The 16,173-nt window shown below is 34.9% G+C and carries 12 protein-coding genes and 1 tRNA gene; 11 read left to right on the plus strand and 2 right to left on the minus strand.

Annotation, left to right across the window (positions count from 1 at the left end):
• Positions 1–61: 61 nt before the first annotated feature.
• Positions 62–134 (plus strand) — tRNA-Gln (locus Q0822_RS07520).
• Positions 135–191: 57 nt separating this feature from the next.
• Here Q0822_RS07520 and Q0822_RS07525 read toward each other — a convergent pair.
• Positions 192–1,016 (minus strand): universal stress protein, encoded by an 825-nt coding sequence (locus Q0822_RS07525; RefSeq protein WP_299122127.1) that lies wholly within the window; start codon positions 1,014–1,016, stop codon positions 192–194.
• A 156-nt stretch (positions 1,017–1,172) separates the two neighbouring features.
• Between Q0822_RS07525 and rimP the strand changes: the two genes are divergently transcribed.
• The 3 genes from rimP to infB all read left to right on the plus strand — a co-directional run bounded on the left by rimP (position 1,173) and on the right by infB (position 5,668).
• Positions 1,173–1,637: a ribosome assembly cofactor RimP gene (gene rimP / locus Q0822_RS07530; protein ID WP_299122129.1), complete on the plus strand. Its 465-nt coding sequence runs from the start codon at positions 1,173–1,175 to the stop codon at positions 1,635–1,637.
• Between the two features lie 12 nt (positions 1,638–1,649).
• Positions 1,650–2,882 carry a transcription termination factor NusA gene (nusA, locus tag Q0822_RS07535; protein WP_299122131.1) on the plus strand — a complete coding sequence of 411 codons (1,233 nt, stop codon included), beginning with the start codon at positions 1,650–1,652 and terminating at the stop codon, positions 2,880–2,882.
• Between the two features lie 86 nt (positions 2,883–2,968).
• Positions 2,969–5,668: a translation initiation factor IF-2 gene (gene infB, locus Q0822_RS07540; protein ID WP_299122133.1), complete on the plus strand. Its 2,700-nt coding sequence runs from the start codon at positions 2,969–2,971 to the stop codon at positions 5,666–5,668.
• Positions 5,669–5,726: 58 nt separating this feature from the next.
• Here the strand turns inward: infB and Q0822_RS07545 are convergent, their stop codons facing one another.
• Positions 5,727–6,110, minus strand: coding sequence for an SPOR domain-containing protein (locus Q0822_RS07545; RefSeq protein WP_299122135.1), 384 nt, complete (start codon positions 6,108–6,110; stop codon positions 5,727–5,729).
• 212 nt (positions 6,111–6,322) lie between these two features.
• On the opposite strand from Q0822_RS07545, the gene Q0822_RS07550 reads away from it, so the two are divergent.
• Genes Q0822_RS07550 through Q0822_RS07580 form a run of 7 tightly spaced genes read left to right on the plus strand, consistent with a single transcriptional unit; the run spans position 6,323 to position 16,161 of the window.
• Positions 6,323–7,636, plus strand: coding sequence for a c-type cytochrome (locus Q0822_RS07550; protein ID WP_299122273.1), 1,314 nt, complete (start codon positions 6,323–6,325; stop codon positions 7,634–7,636).
• A 25-nt stretch (positions 7,637–7,661) separates the two neighbouring features.
• Positions 7,662–10,811: a TAT-variant-translocated molybdopterin oxidoreductase gene (locus Q0822_RS07555; RefSeq protein WP_299122137.1), complete on the plus strand. Its 3,150-nt coding sequence runs from the start codon at positions 7,662–7,664 to the stop codon at positions 10,809–10,811.
• Between the two features lie 27 nt (positions 10,812–10,838).
• On the plus strand, positions 10,839–12,578 hold the full coding sequence (gene nrfD / locus Q0822_RS07560; protein WP_299122139.1) for an NrfD/PsrC family molybdoenzyme membrane anchor subunit: 1,740 nt from the start codon (positions 10,839–10,841) through the stop codon (positions 12,576–12,578).
• An 8-nt stretch (positions 12,579–12,586) separates the two neighbouring features.
• On the plus strand, positions 12,587–13,126 hold the full coding sequence (locus Q0822_RS07565) for a DUF3341 domain-containing protein (RefSeq protein ID WP_299122141.1): 540 nt from the start codon (positions 12,587–12,589) through the stop codon (positions 13,124–13,126).
• A 1-nt stretch (position 13,127) separates the two neighbouring features.
• On the plus strand, positions 13,128–13,688 hold the full coding sequence (locus Q0822_RS07570) for a cytochrome c (RefSeq protein ID WP_299122143.1): 561 nt from the start codon (positions 13,128–13,130) through the stop codon (positions 13,686–13,688).
• A gap of 22 nt (positions 13,689–13,710) precedes the next feature.
• Positions 13,711–15,069 (plus strand): quinol:cytochrome C oxidoreductase, encoded by a 1,359-nt coding sequence (locus Q0822_RS07575; RefSeq protein ID WP_299122144.1) that lies wholly within the window; start codon positions 13,711–13,713, stop codon positions 15,067–15,069.
• A 27-nt stretch (positions 15,070–15,096) separates the two neighbouring features.
• On the plus strand, positions 15,097–16,161 hold the full coding sequence (locus tag Q0822_RS07580; protein WP_299122145.1) for a cytochrome c oxidase subunit II: 1,065 nt from the start codon (positions 15,097–15,099) through the stop codon (positions 16,159–16,161).
• The last annotated feature ends 12 nt before the right edge of the window (positions 16,162–16,173 follow it).

The following is a 16,173-nucleotide window of genomic DNA, read 5'->3' on the forward strand; positions in this document are numbered from 1 at the left end:
TCTAGATTTTTTTTGTCCAAGTAAAACTTTGTCTTAAATTTGCACCCTCATTTTGAGTAATTGGCCTATGGTGTAACTGGCAACACATTGGTTTTTGGTACCAAAGAGTCTAGGTTCGATCCCTAGTGGGCCAACGAAAAAAAATCCTAATCAGTTCTGATTAGGATTTTTTCATTTTATACTTACCAATTTTAGATCTTAAATGTAATCACTGGTCGATTAGCATGGTTCACTAAATCCTCGCTAATACTACTATTAAAAAAGTGAGCAATACCTTGTCGTCCATGAGTGCTTATGCCAATTAAATCTGCATCAATATCCTTTGAGAAGTTTAATATGCCTTGCTCCACACTGGTGTCATTATGAACTGTAATAGTATAATTATCAAAGGTTTGTCCAGAAATAAAATCTTCAATTCGCGAATTTGCCTCATAGGTTGTCAAAAAGTTATTAGCTGTATTTACCATGAGTAAATGAATTTTTGAATTAAAAGCATTTGCAAATTTAATGGCCTGTTTATAGGTTTCCTTATTATCATTTTTAAAATCAGATGCAAAAACAAAGTCTGAAACCTTAAATGTTTCATGTTCATTTTTTATTACTAAAACAGGGACAATAGAAGTACGAACAACTTTTTCAGCGTTAGATCCTACAAACATTTCTTTTATTCCTGTAGCACCATGTGAACCCATGACAATTAAATCAATATCAAATTCTTTGCAAGCATCCTTAATTTCATTAAATGTTATGTCAGCTTTTACGGTTTCGTGTACAGTAATGCCTTCTAGAAAATCACTAGCTATTAAGTCCTCAAATCTCTTGTGAGCTAATTTCATAAAGAAAATTGCTTCAGGTACGTCTTGGTGAGAGATTCCAGGATCTATATGTTGCATAGGAATTTCCATCATATGTAATAAGTATATCTCGGCATTATGTTTTTTGGCCAGCATAGCTGCTACTTTTAACGCATTTTCTGCTTGTTCAGAAAAATCTGTAGGAACTAAAATTTTATTCATTGATTATTGGATTAGAGTTAGTATCATTAAATTTAAGAAAATAAATCCACTTAGTAGAACTTTGAAAAATTAATTTAAATATTGTATATTTGCACCGTTGTTTACGAAAAATAAATGAGCGAGAGGACGAAAAGTCCTCTCTTTTTATATCAAAAAATGTTTAAGAAAACAGTTGAAGACTTATTACAAAACGCATTAAAAGAAAGGCAGGATTTGTTCCTAATAGATTTCAATATGTCTTCAGATAATGCAATTAAAATTGTAATAGATGGTGATAAAGGAGTTTTGGTAGAAGATTGTATGTTCATAAGTAGAGCAATTGAGCATAATATTGATAGAGATGAGCACGATTTTTCTCTTGAAGTTTTGTCATCTGGTGCAACAACACCGTTAACACTACCAAGACAATATAAAAAGCATGTTGGTAGAAACTTAGAGGTAAAAACTTTGGATAGCCAAAACCTAGAAGGGGAACTCGTAGAGGTAAACGATAATGGAATGGTTTTAAAGTGGAAAGCTAGAGAGCCAAAACCAGTAGGAAAAGGTAAAGTAACAGTAATTAAAGAAGCTAATGTTACTTTCGATAATATTAAAGAAGCAAAAGTTAAAATAAAATTTTAATTCACATCAATTATGGAAAATGTAGCGTTAATTGAATCATTTTCGGAATTTAAGGACGATAAATTAATAGATAGAGTTACGTTAATGGCGATTCTTGAGGATGTATTACGTAATGCACTTAAGAAAAAATATGGTGATGATGATAATTTTGACATTATTATAAACCCAGATAAAGGGGATTTAGAAATATGGAGAAATCGTATTGTTGTTGCTGATGGAGAGGTGGAAGAACCTAATCAGGAAATTGAATTATCTGAGGCTCAGAGAATAGAGCCAGATTTTGAAGTTGGAGAAGACGTTGCAGAAGAAGTAAAATTGATTGATCTTGGAAGACGTTCAATTTTAGCATTAAGACAAAACTTAATTTCTAAGATTCACGAGCACGATAATACTAATATATACAAGCACTTTAAAGAATTAGAAGGAGAGATATATTCAGCGGAGGTTCATCATATTCGTCACAGGGCAATCATTTTGTTAGATGACGATGGAAATGAAATTATACTTCCTAAGGACAGGCAGATTCCTTCAGATTTTTTCAGAAAAGGAGAAAATGTAAGAGGAATTATTGAGAGTGTAGAATTAAAAGGAAGTAAACCAGCAATTGTAATGTCTAGGACATCACCTTTGTTTTTAGAAAAATTATTCGAGCAAGAAATACCAGAAGTTTTCGATGGTTTAATTACGGTGAAGAAAGTAGTGCGTATTCCAGGGGAAAAAGCTAAAGTAGCTGTAGATTCTTATGATGATAGAATAGATCCTGTTGGTGCATGTGTTGGTATGAAAGGTTCTAGAATACACGGAATTGTTCGTGAGTTAGGAAATGAGAATATAGATGTTATTAATTATACTAATAATATTCAACTTTTCGTAACCAGAGCATTGAGTCCTGCACGTGTAACTTCATTAAAATTAGATGAAGAAAACATGAGAGCTGAGGTTTTATTAAGACCAGAAGAAGTGTCTAAAGCTATTGGTAGAGGTGGTCATAACATCCGTTTGGCTGGCCAATTAACAGGTTACGAAATAGATGTATTTAGAGAAGGTGCTGAAGAAGATGTAGAGTTAAAAGAATTCTCTGATGAAATAGAATCATGGATTATAGAAGAATTTAGCAAAGCTGGTTTAGATACAGCAAAAAGCATTTTAGAGCAAGATGTTGATGATTTGGTAAAACGTACAGATTTAGAAGAAGAAACTATAGTAGAAGTTATTAGAATTCTACGAGAAGAATTTGAAGAATAATACCATCTTAAATTTTGAAAATGTTGTTATGACATTTTGAAGTTGAACAGGTATACAATATATTTAAGTTATATTACAGGCAATTTATGGCTCAAACAAGATTAAATAAAGTATTAAGGGAATTAAATATCTCAATAGATCGCGCTGTGGATTTTTTAGAATCCAAAGGGATAGAGGTTGAGAAAAGTCCTAATACTAAAATTTCGCAAGAGGTTTATGATACGCTTTCTGATGAATTTCAGACAGATGCTACTAAGCGTGAAAAAGCTCAAGAAGTTAGTGAAGCAAAGCTTAAAGAAAAAGAAGAGCTTCGTGAACGACGTGAACGCGAAATTGAAGAAAAGCAAAAGAAAGAAGCTGTAAAAGAATCAGTTGTAAAAGCGAAAGCAGATCTCAGTGGACCAAAACAAGTTGGTAAAATTGACTTAGATAAGCCTAAAGTTGAGAAAGAGGAAACACCTAAAAAAGTTGAGGTTAAAGAAACTCCAAAAGCTGAGAAAGTAGAGGAGAAAGTTGTAGAGCCTAAAAAGGAATCTAAAGATACAACTAAGAAGAAAGACATAAAAGCCAAAGAGACTCCTAAAGAAGAGGAATCAACTGAAAATTCGAGCGAACCTGTTGAAGAAACTCTCAGAACACAATACAAAAAGCTTTCTGGGCCTACTACCACAGGAGAGAAGATAGACCTTACACAATTTAAAAAGCCTAAAAAGAAAAAAGAAGAGAAAAAACCTGCTGCCGCTGGTGATGCTAATAAACGTAAAAGACGTCGTATTAGTAAAGGAGGAAATGAGTCTGGTGCAAAGCCGAATTTCGATAATAGACGTGGTGGTGGAAAAGGCAGAGGTAATTCTAGACCAAAAGTAGTTAAAGAAGAGCCAAGTGAAGAAGATGTTCAAAAACAAATTCGTGAGACTTTAGAAAAGCTTCAAGGAAAGTCTAATAAAGGAAAAGGAGCCAAATATCGTAGAGAAAAAAGAGATCAACACCGTCAACAGACTGAAATCGATCAAGAAATTGCAGCAGCTGAAAGTAAAACGCTTAAGGTTACAGAATTTGTGACAGTAAGTGAGGTTGCTACCATGATGGACGTTGGTGTAACGCAAGTTATTTCGGCGTGTATGTCTTTGGGTATGATGGTAACTATGAACCAACGACTAGATGCAGAAACGTTAACTATTGTTGCTGAAGAATTTGGTTATGATGTTGAGTTTATTACTGCAGATATAGAAGAGTCTATTGAAGAAGTTGTTGATGATCCTAAAGATTTAAAACCTCGTGCTCCTATCGTAACAGTTATGGGTCACGTTGATCATGGAAAGACCTCATTACTTGATTATATACGAGAAGAAAATGTAATAGCTGGAGAATCAGGTGGAATTACACAGCACATAGGTGCTTATGGAGTTGAATTAGAAGACGGACAAAAAATTGCATTTTTAGATACACCAGGTCACGAAGCTTTTACAGCAATGCGTGCGCGTGGGGCACAAGTAACAGATATTGCTATTATTGTGGTAGCTGCAGATGATGCTATAATGCCACAAACTAAAGAAGCAATTTCTCATGCTCAAGCAGCTGGAGTTCCAATCGTATTTGCAATCAATAAAATTGATAAACCAGATGCTAATCCAGAAAAAGTAAAAGAGCAATTAGCAGCAATGAACCTTTTAGTAGAAGATTGGGGAGGGAAAATTCAATCTCATGATATCTCTGCAAAAATGGGAACAGGTGTTAAAGAGTTGCTTGAAAAAGTATTACTAGAAGCTGAGTTATTAGAGTTAAAAGCTAATCCTAATAAACCAGCAGTCGGAACAGTAGTAGAAGCTTATTTAGATAAAGGTAGAGGTTATGTATCAACAATATTAGTGCAAGCAGGTACTTTAAGGGTTGGTGACTATGTTTTAGCAGGAAAAAACAGTGGTAAAGTAAAAGCTATGCAAGATGAACGTGGTCATGATGTTGAGGCTGCAGGCCCTGCAACACCAGTATCTATACTTGGTTTAGATGGAGCTCCTCAAGCAGGTGATAAATTTAATGTGTTTGAAGATGAACGTGAAGCAAAGACAATTGCGACGAAGCGAACACAATTACAACGCGAACAATCGGTTAGAACACAGCGTCATATCACACTTGACGAAATCGGAAGACGTATAGCACTCGGTGATTTCCAAGAGCTAAATATTATACTTAAGGGTGATGTGGATGGTTCCGTAGAAGCATTAACAGATTCATTCCAGAAATTGTCTACAGAAGAAATTCAAGTTAACATTATACATAAAGGAGTTGGTGCGATTACTGAAAGTGATGTGCTTTTAGCAACTGCTTCAGATGCAATAATCGTTGGATTTAATGTGCGACCTGTTGGTAATGCAAGAATGATTGCAGATAAAGAAGAAATTGATATTAGAACATATTCTATTATTTATGCAGCTATTAATGATCTTAAAGATGCAATGGAAGGTATGTTATCTCCAGAAGTTAAGGAGGAGGTTACAGGTACAGCTGAAATAAGAGAAATATTCAAGGTTTCTAAAATCGGAAATATTGCAGGTTGTATGGTGATGAATGGTAAAATCTTTAGAAACTCTGGGATTCGAATTATTAGAGATGGAGTTGTAGTTCACACAGGAGAATTAACTGCTCTGAAACGATTTAAAGATGATGTTAAAGAAGTGGCAAAAGGCTACGATTGTGGTATGCAAATTAAAGGCTATAATGATATTGCCATTGGTGATGTTATTGAGGCATTCCAAGAAATAGAAGTTAAGAAGAAGTTGAAATAATAATAACTTAAGATAAAAAAAGCGACCAATTGGTCGCTTTTTTTATCTTTTCTGTTGTTTATCTTTTATCTGATTTGGGTTGAAGAATTATAGCATTCATATATTTCTTCTTAATTTTTGCAGCAGCGCGTTCTGCTTCTAATCGCGTTGCAAAATTACCAACCCATACTTTATAGTTAGGAGTATTCCAGACCACTTCAGCTGGCCATTGATTATAAGAATTTAAAAAATTAGACTTTTCACGCTGTGCTTTATCCGGATCTACACTCTGATAAACCTGAATTCTATAGATTTTAGAAGTCTTAATATCTTTTTTAAATTCTAACAACTTATCTATGTCACTATCTTGAGTTACATTAACTTCTCCTTGTTGTGCATTGGCTGTAAGAGAAATCGTTAATACTAAAATAAATAAGCTTATGTGTTTGGTTTTAAATGTCATAATTTTGTATTTGAAATGCAAAGGTATTATATTCAACGGAAATCAATAAAAAATGTTATTTAGAATTGGTATAAATTATGTATTAACAGTTCGCTAACATTTCTAAAATCGACTTTAAATATTACTTTTGCAAGAGTTTTTTAGAAACATGATTTTTGTCATATTTAATGAAAAAACCGTACCAAAGTTTAGAAGATAATTCAACTAATAATATGAAACAGGTGATCTACCGCAATTTAACCTCAAAGATTCTTTATTTAGGTTTTATTTTATTTCTCACGTTTTCAACCTCAATTACAGCTCAAGATGGCGACCCAGCAAACGGGAAATCCTTGTTTAATGCTAACTGTGCAGCTTGTCATAAGTTAGACAAACCAATGACTGGTCCTGCTTTGAGAAACGTAGAGACTCGACTTTATGAAGAAGAAGGTTTAGATAGGGAATGGCTCAATGCATGGATTCGTAACAGTTCTGCTTTAATTAAATCTGGTGATGCTTATGCGAATAAGATTTATGCAGAATGGAATAATGTTGCCATGACTGCATTTCCTCAATTGGATGACCAACAGATTTCGGATATTTTAGCTTATACTGCAGTTGATCCATGTGAATTAAATCCGCAATCATCTCCAGATTGCCCAGGATATATTCCGCCACCACCAGGAAATGACCAATCAGATCAAGGAGGGATTTCAAATAATTTAATTCTAGGTGCTTTAGCAGTATTGTTTGCCTTGTTGGCAATGGCATTAATTTTAGTTAAGCGTACTTTAAATCGTTTTGCTGAAGCCAAGGGTATTGAGGCAGTGGCAGAGACTAAGCGCACACCTATCTGGAAAGCTTTTGTTCAAAACCAATTCTTAGTTTTAGTAACGGCAATATTCTTTTTATTAGCTAGTGGTTATTTCGTATATGGTTATTTTATGCAAGTTGGTATAGACCAAGGTTATGAGCCAGTGCAACCAATTCACTATTCACATAGAATTCATGCTGGTGATAATGGCATAGATTGTAAATACTGTCACTCTTCAGCTAGGGTTAGTAAACATTCAGGGATACCATCGTTAAATATCTGTATGAATTGCCATAAATCAATAGGAGAAGTGGCACCAGAAACTTTGGCAGAAGGAAAAGAATATGGAGTTGATTATAATGCAGAAATTCAAAAACTATATGATGCAGTTGGTTGGGACGGTGTAGCTTATACAGGAGATTCTAAACCTGTGAAATGGATACGCATTCACAATCTGCCAGATTTTGCTTATTTCAATCATTCGCAACACGTTATGGTTGGAGGAATTGAATGTCAGACTTGTCATGGTCCTGTTGAAGAAATGGAGATAATGTACCAACATTCACCATTAACAATGGGTTGGTGTATTAACTGTCATAGAGAAACAAATGTAAAAGTCAAGGATAACGCATACTATACTAAGATACACGAACAATTATCTAAAAAGTATGGTGTAGAGCAGTTAACCGCGGCACAGATGGGTGGATTAGAATGTGGTAAGTGTCATTATTAATTAATAAGAAGTAATTCAGAATTATATGTCATCAAACAAGAAATACTGGAAAAGTGTTGAAGAACTAAACGAAAATAGTTCTATTGTTGAGGCGCTAAAACAAAACGAATTTGTAGAAGCAATTCCAACAGATGAATTTTTAGGGGATAAAGAAACGTTAGAATCTTCATCTACTACGCGTCGTGATTTCTTAAAATACGTTGGATTTAGTACAGCAGCTGCATCTTTAGCGGCTTGTGAAGGACCAGTTATAAAGTCTATACCTTACGTAAATCAACCAACTGAAATTATTCCAGGTGTTGCTAATTACTATGCAACGACAATTGCTAATGGTTTTGATTTTGCTAGTGTTTTAGTGAAGACAAGAGAAGGAAGACCGATTAAAATTGAGAATAACACTGATGCCAGAACCAATGGTGTAGCAAATGCTAGGGTTAACGCGTCAGTTTTAGGATTGTATGATAATCGAAGAGTTAAAACACCTATGAAAGGTGATACAGTTATCTCTTGGGATAGCTTTATGTCTGAAACGACTTCAAAATTAAACGGACTTAGTGACGGAAAACAGATTGTGTTTTTAACAGCGTCAATGCCAAGTCCTTCAACAAATAAATTAATTGCAGATTTTGCATCAAAATACGGTAACGTTAGGCATGTCGTTTACGATGCTGTTTCTGAGTCTGCAACATTAGATGCATATGAAGCTAAGTATGGTAAAAGAGGAATGGTAAATTACGATTTCTCAAAAGCCAAGACTATTGTTTCAGTAGGAGCTGATTTCTTAGGAGACTGGCAAGGTGGCGGTTTTGATTCTGGTTATGCTGCTAAGCGTATTCCAGAACATGGTAAAATGTCTAGACATATTCAGTTTGAATCTAATATGTCATTATCTGGAGCTAATGCAGATAAGCGTATACCATTAACTCCAAGCCAGCAAAAATTAGCTCTGGTTAAATTATACAGTGAGATTACAGGTAATTCTGCAAATGGAACTAAGCTTCCTGATGGATTAGATGCAGCAGTAAAAGCTGCTGCTAAAGAAATTAAGTTAGCAGGAAGTAACGGAGTTGTCGTTACAGGTATTCAAGATGTAAATGCTCAAACTGTAGTTTTAGAAATCAATGCATACTTAAATAGTAAAGCTTTTGATCCTAATACAACCGTAAAAACAAGACAAGGAAGTGATAAAGCAGTAATGCAATTAGTTTCTGATATGAATGCGGGTAATGTTGGAGCTATCATCACAAATGGTGTGAACCCAATGTATAGCTTACCAAATGCTTCAGCGTTTAAGGAAGGTCTAGAAAAAGTTGATTTATCTGTTGCATTTTCTATGAAACAAGATGAAACATCAACTAACTTTCAATATATAGCTGCGGCTCCTCACAATTTGGAATCTTGGGGTGATTTTGAATTTAAGTCTGGTCATTATTCAATGATGCAACCTACAATTCGTCCTTTATTTGATACTAAGCAATTTCAGGAAGTTTTATTAGCTTGGAATGGAAATAGTACTTCTTACAGAGATTATTTAAAATCAGTTTGGACAGCAGACATCTTAAATGGAGCTTCATTTAACAAAGCAGTTCAAGATGGTGTTTTTGTGTCATCAACATTAAGTGTTGAAGATGTAAATACGGTGTCCAATGAATCATCAACAGAGGCTGACCCAGATGCAGAAATAGCTACTACAGCTTCTGTTCTAACAGGTGTTACAGCTGCAAGAGCTTTAGCTAATTCTGTAATGTCTGAAGGTGGTATGGAATTATCACTTTATACCAAAATAGGTATGGGTGATGGCCAACAAGCTAATAATCCATGGTTGCAAGAATTTCCAGATCCAATAACAAGAACAACTTGGGATAATTATTTGACAGTTTCTCAAGCTGATGCTGAAAAATTAGATTTAAAAAACTGGAATGTTGCTAACGGTGGATTAAATGGTAGCTATGCTAATGTTACTGTTAATGGTGTAACTGTCGAAAATGTACCAGTAATTATTCAGCCAGGACAAGCTAAAGGTTCTGTTGGTATGGCATTTGGTTTCGGTAGGTCTTCTGAAGCACTGAAAGAAGAGATGAAAACTGGTGTTAACGCTTACCCGTTATACCAAAATTTCAACTCAGTACAAAATGTAACTATTGAAAAAGCTACTGGTGAGCATGAGTTTGCTTGTGTACAGTTGCACAACACTTTGATGGGTCGTGGCGACATAATCAAAGAAACTAATTTAGTAATTTTCAACACTGAGGATAAACGTGTTTGGAACAAAGTTCCAGAAGTATCCTTAAATCATATAGAAACTCCTGTAACATCTTCAGATGTAGATTTATGGGATGAATTTGATCGTTCAATAGGGCATCATTTTAATTTATCGATTGACTTAAACGCTTGTACGGGTTGTGGAGCATGTGTAATTGCATGTCACGCTGAAAATAACGTTCCTGTTGTTGGTAAAACAGAAATGAGACGCAGTAGAGATATGCACTGGTTGCGTATTGATAGATACTATTCTTCTGAAGAATCCTTTGAAGGAGACAATGAAAAGAAAAAGAATATTTCGGGCTTAAGTAGTTCATTGAGTGAGTTTGGCGAGATGGAACATCCAGCTGATAATCCTCAAGTAGCATTTCAACCAGTAATGTGTCAGCATTGTAACCATGCTCCTTGTGAAACGGTTTGTCCTGTTGCTGCAACAGCTCATGGTCGTCAAGGTCAAAACCATATGGCATATAACCGATGTGTAGGTACACGTTACTGTGCTAATAACTGTCCTTATAAAGTGCGTCGTTTTAACTGGTTCTTATATAACAATAACGAAGAGTTTGATTTTAATTACGCAATGAACGACGATTTGGGTAAAATGGTATTAAACCCAGATGTTACTGTTAGATCTCGTGGAGTGATGGAAAAATGTTCTATGTGTATTCAAAAAACACAAAAAACAATTCTTGATGCTAAGCGTGATGGACGTGAAGTTAAGGATGGAGAATTCCAAACAGCTTGTTCCGCAGCATGTGGAAACGGAGCAATGGTATTTGGCGATATTAATGACAAAGGCAGCAAGATTGCTGAATTAAAAGAAGATGATCGTATGTATCACTTATTAGAAAGCGTTGGCACAAAACCTAACGTAATCTATCAAACAAAAGTGAGAAATACATCGAAAGCATAAATAAATTAAAGAAACAAGTATATAATTATGGCGTCTCATTACGAAGCACCTATTAGAAGACCTTTAGTTACTGGAGAAAAATCCTATCACGATGTTACTGTTGATGTAGCAAGACCAGTTGAAGGCAAAGCCAATAGAGCATGGTGGATTGTTTTCAGCATTGCTTTGGTTGCATTCCTTTGGGGAATAGGTTGTATTATTTATACCATTTCTACTGGTATTGGAGTTTGGGGTCTTAATAAGACTGTAAACTGGGCTTGGGATATTACTAACTTCGTTTGGTGGGTTGGTATTGGTCACGCAGGAACACTAATTTCTGCAGTACTTTTACTCTTCCGTCAAAAATGGAGAATGGCAATTAACCGTTCTGCGGAAGCCATGACAATTTTCTCGGTAGTCCAAGCAGGTTTATTTCCAATTATACACATGGGTCGTCCGTGGTTAGCATATTGGGTACTACCAATACCTAACCAATTTGGTTCGTTATGGGTAAATTTTAACTCGCCATTACTTTGGGATGTATTTGCTATTTCTACTTATTTATCTGTATCGTTAGTTTTCTGGTGGACAGGTTTATTACCAGATTTTGCAATGATTAGAGATAGAGCGGTTAGACCTTTCCAAAAGAAAATATATTCTTTATTAAGTTTCGGATGGTCTGGTAGAGCAAAAGATTGGCAACGTTTTGAAGAAGTTTCTTTGGTACTTGCTGGTTTGGCAACGCCTTTAGTACTTTCGGTTCACACAATTGTATCTTTTGACTTCGCAACATCGGTTATTCCGGGTTGGCATACAACAATATTCCCACCTTACTTCGTTGCAGGTGCAATTTTCTCAGGATTTGCTATGGTGAATACACTTCTTATCATCATGAGAAAGGTTTGTAATCTTGAAGATTATATTACAGTACAGCACATCGAGTTAATGAATATTGTAATCATGATTACAGGTTCAATTGTAGGTGTAGCTTATATTACTGAGTTATTTATTGCTTGGTATTCTGGTGTAGAATACGAACAATATGCGTTCTTAAACAGAGCAACAGGACCTTACTGGTGGGCATATTGGGCAATGATGTCTTGTAACGTATTCTCTCCACAATTCATGTGGTTTAAAAGATTACGAACTAGCATTATGTTCTCATTCTTTATTTCAATTGTTGTTAATATTGGAATGTGGTTTGAACGTTTTGTTATTATTGTAACATCATTACATAGAGATTATTTACCATCATCTTGGACAATGTTCTCTCCTACATTTGTAGACATAGGTATCTTCATCGGAACGATAGGTTTCTTCTTTGTGTTATTTTTATTGTATGCACGGACATTCCCAGTAATTGCACAAGCAGAAGTTAAGACCATTTTAAAATCATCTGGTGAACGTTACAAAAAAATCAGAGAGCGTGGTGATAGTTTGGTTGGCACAGGTGCAGATGCAAGAACTTCTAACCCAATTGCTTTTACTGCAACTGCTTCAACAAAACCAGCTGCATTACCAAGTAATAATGATGAAAAACTGAATAGCTTGTTTGAAGGTATAGGTAAATTTGATGCTACAACACAAACTGCAGACGATTTAAAAGTCATCAGTGGTATTGGCCCTAAAATGGAAGAAGTACTTAACAGTATAGGTATTTTTACCTTCCTTCAGGTCAGTAAGATGACTAAAAAAGAATATGACTTGTTAGATTCAATCACAGGTTCTTTCCCAGGAAGAGCAGAACGTGATGATTGGGCTGGGCAAGCTAAAAATTTATTAAACTAATATAGTCTATGGAAGCTTCGAAAGTAATTCATGCTATTTATACAGATGATGATGTACTAATGTCTGCCGTTAAAAAGGTAAAGGCAGAGAAACATCACATTGAAGAAATATATACACCTTTTCCGGTTCACGGACTAGACAAGGCAATGGGACTTGCTCCAACACGTATAGCAATTACAGCATTTATGTATGGTTGTGTTGGTCTTACAGTAGCAATTGTAATGATGAATTTTATAATGATTGAAGATTGGCCACAAGATATTGGTGGTAAACCAAGCTTTAGTTATATAGAAAATATGCCAGCTTTTGTACCAATTATGTTTGAGCTTACCGTATTTTTCGCTGCCCATTTAATGGTAATTACGTTTTATCTAAGAAGTAGAATGTGGCCATTTAAAAAAGCAGAGAATCCAGATCCGAGAACAACAGACGATCATTTCTTAATGGAGATTGCAATACATGATAACGAACAATCATTAACATCGCTTTTAAAGGAAACGGGAGCTGTTGAAATAAATATTGTAGATAAAGAAGAAGATGCACATTAATATGAAGATAGTCGCAAAATATATCGTAGTATTAGTACTTTTAGTAAGCTTTATGTCTTGCCAAAAGAACTCAAGACCTAACTATCAGTACATGCCCAATATGTATGAACCTATAGGTTATGAAGCATATCAGGAATCAGATGCATTTGAAAATGGTTATGAAGCACAGTTACCTGCTGAAGGTTCTATTCCAAGAGGTGATTTTATGCCTTACGAAATTGATAACACTAATGAGGGTTATGATATGGCAAAAGCTTCACTGAAAAGTCCTTTGGATTCTACACAAGTAAACTATGAAGAGGGTAAGGTATTATACGACATTTATTGTGGTATTTGTCACGGAACAAAAGGTAATGGCCAAGGAAAGTTGATGCAACGTGAAAAAATATTAGGTGTTCCTAGTTACGATGATGCTGGTAGAGCAATTACAACAGGTAGTATTTACCATGTTATATATTATGGTAAAAACACAATGGGTTCTTATGCAAACCAATTGAACGAAACAGAGCGTTGGCAAGTTGTAGCTTATGTTGAAAAACTAAAGGCTGATTTAGAAAAGTAAGATTTAGATAAAGATTATATAAATGGAATATAAAATTTCAAATCGATTAAAAATAGGAGCTATCGTCTTAATAATTTTAGGATTGTTTGGTGTTGGTTACGGCTTTGTAGATTCTCATAGTTATACTGAAGAGAATATTACTAAGCGTTTAGCTGAAGAGCATGATGCACATGGTGATGGACATGCCGAAGAAGCACATGGAGCCTCTCACGATGAAGCTGCCCCTCATGTAGAAGACAATCATAGTGGTGAAGCACATAGTGAGCAAGCTGAAGGCCATGAAATGAGTCATGAAGAGCATGTTTTACATCAAATACATAATAGACCATATTCAGCATTATATGTTGCAGCATTCTTTTTCTTCATGATAGCATTAGGAGTACTTGCATTTTATGCAATTCAGTATGCAGCTCAAGCGGGTTGGTCGCCTGTGTTATTTAGGGTTATGGAAGGTATTACTTCTTATGTATTACCAGGTGGATTAATTGTATTGGCTATTGCCTTTGTTGCTGACAAACATTTATTTATATGGATGGATCCAGATGTTGTTGCACATGATGCGCTTATACAAGGTAAATCAGGTTGGTTAAATAAGACAGGATTCATGATTAGAGGCCTTATTTTCTTAGGAGGATGGTCTTTATATAGATGTTTTTCTAGAAAATTCTCAATTGCACAAGATAGTGCTGATGATAACAGAAACTTTAAAAAGAACTTTAGAATTTCAGCTGCATTCTTAGTATTCTATATTTATACCGAGTCTATGATGTCTTGGGATTGGATAATGAGTGTAGATCCACACTGGTTTAGTACATTATTTGGCTGGTATGTGTTTGCCAGTATGTTTGTAAGTGGAATTACCGTAATTGCTATGGTTACCATTTACTTAAAATCTAAAGGATTATTAGAATTTGTGAATGATAGTCATATTCATGACCTAGCTAAGTTTATGTTTGGTATTAGTATTTTCTGGACGTATTTATGGTTTTCACAATTCATGCTAATATGGTATTCAAATATACCAGAAGAGGTAACTTATTTTGTAACTCGTATTGAAGATTATAAACTACCATTCTTTGGTATGGTAGCTATGAACTTTATTTTCCCACTATTACTATTAATGAATAGTGATTACAAGCGAATTAACTGGTTTGTCATAATGGCAGGTATTGTAATACTTTGTGGACACTACGTTGATATATTCAATATGATAATGCCAGCAACAGTTGGCGACAGATGGTTTATTGGAATTCCAGAAATCGGTTCTATATTGCTATTTGGTGGTATATTCTTATTTATAGTCTTTACGGCTTTAGGAAAAGCACCGCTTTTGGCAAAAAGAAACCCTTTTATGAAGGAAAGTGAACATTTCCATTATTAATATTATTAAAAAAGAACAGAAACGATAATGACTGCTTTATTAACTATTATAATTGTACTCTTTGTAGCCGTCGCCTTATGGCAAATGGTAAAGATTTTTGATTTGGCTCAAGTAGGTAGTTCAAACTCACAAATAGCCGATGACAAAGACAATAGAATAAATGGCTATTTAATGATGGCGTTTTTAGTATTTATCTACGCTATAACTATTGCTAGTTTTTATTATTTAGGAGATTTACCATTAGTATCAAATTCGGCGTCAGAGCATGGCCCAGGATTAGATAGTCTTATGATTATTTCCATGGTAGTAATATTCATAGTTCAGATTGTAACACAGTTTATATTACATTATTTTGCTTTTAAATATAAAGGTGAGAAAGGTAGAAAAGCATTGTTTTACGCTGATAACAATACCTTAGAAGCTATTTGGACAATTATTCCTGTTATTGTTTTAGCGGGTCTAATTATTTACGGATTATTTACGTGGAATGATATAATGAATATCAACGAAGATGACGATCCATTAGTAGTTGAATTGTATGCACAACAGTTTAACTGGAAAGCAAGATATGGAGGAGCGGATAATGTCCTTGGTCAAGCAAATGTAAGGTTAATCGATTTAGATAAAGCTAATATATTAGGTGTCGCAGAAGATGACCCAAATGCTCAAGATGACGTTATTGTAACAGAGCTGCATCTGCCAAAAGGAAGACCAGTGTTGTTTAAAATGCGCTCACAGGATGTATTACACTCCGCATACATGCCTCACTTTAGAGCTCAAATGAACTGTGTGCCTGGTATGGTAACGCAGTTTGGGTTTACTCCGTCGGTGACCACAGAAGAAATGCGTCAGAATCCTGATATTCAAGATAAAGTTCAGAATATCAATAATATAAGAGTAGAGAAAAGCAAAGAATTAGTTGCAAATGGTGAAGAAGCTTTAGAGCTTTATGAGTTTGATTACTTATTATTATGCAATAAAATTTGTGGAAAATCGCACTACAACATGCAAATGAAGATTATTGTAGAAACTCAAGAAGAGTATGATGCCTGGATGAAAGAGCAAAAAACATTTGCAAATTCATTAAATTAGTAGAAAAAATTG

The organism is uncultured Winogradskyella sp., assembly GCF_947496485.1.
Taxonomy (GTDB): domain Bacteria; phylum Bacteroidota; class Bacteroidia; order Flavobacteriales; family Flavobacteriaceae; genus Winogradskyella.

Excerpts from the sequence above, each read along its gene's own strand:
- Q0822_RS07545 (WP_299122135.1), bottom strand. The coding sequence starts at position 6,110 with ATGACATTTAAAACCAAACACATAAGCTTATTTATTTTAGTATTAACG.
- Q0822_RS07570 (WP_299122143.1), top strand. The coding sequence starts at position 13,128 with ATGAAGATAGTCGCAAAATATATCGTAGTATTAGTACTTTTAGTAAGC.
- Q0822_RS07575 (WP_299122144.1), top strand. The coding sequence starts at position 13,711 with ATGGAATATAAAATTTCAAATCGATTAAAAATAGGAGCTATCGTCTTA.
- infB (WP_299122133.1), top strand. The coding sequence starts at position 2,969 with ATGGCTCAAACAAGATTAAATAAAGTATTAAGGGAATTAAATATCTCA.
- nrfD (WP_299122139.1), top strand. The coding sequence starts at position 10,839 with ATGGCGTCTCATTACGAAGCACCTATTAGAAGACCTTTAGTTACTGGA.
- nusA (WP_299122131.1), top strand. The coding sequence starts at position 1,650 with ATGGAAAATGTAGCGTTAATTGAATCATTTTCGGAATTTAAGGACGAT.
- rimP (WP_299122129.1), top strand. The coding sequence starts at position 1,173 with ATGTTTAAGAAAACAGTTGAAGACTTATTACAAAACGCATTAAAAGAA.
- Q0822_RS07555 (WP_299122137.1), top strand. The coding sequence starts at position 7,662 with ATGTCATCAAACAAGAAATACTGGAAAAGTGTTGAAGAACTAAACGAA.
- Q0822_RS07525 (WP_299122127.1), bottom strand. The coding sequence starts at position 1,016 with ATGAATAAAATTTTAGTTCCTACAGATTTTTCTGAACAAGCAGAAAAT.
- Q0822_RS07580 (WP_299122145.1), top strand. The coding sequence starts at position 15,097 with ATGACTGCTTTATTAACTATTATAATTGTACTCTTTGTAGCCGTCGCC.
- Q0822_RS07565 (WP_299122141.1), top strand. The coding sequence starts at position 12,587 with ATGGAAGCTTCGAAAGTAATTCATGCTATTTATACAGATGATGATGTA.
- Q0822_RS07550 (WP_299122273.1), top strand. The coding sequence starts at position 6,323 with ATGAAACAGGTGATCTACCGCAATTTAACCTCAAAGATTCTTTATTTA.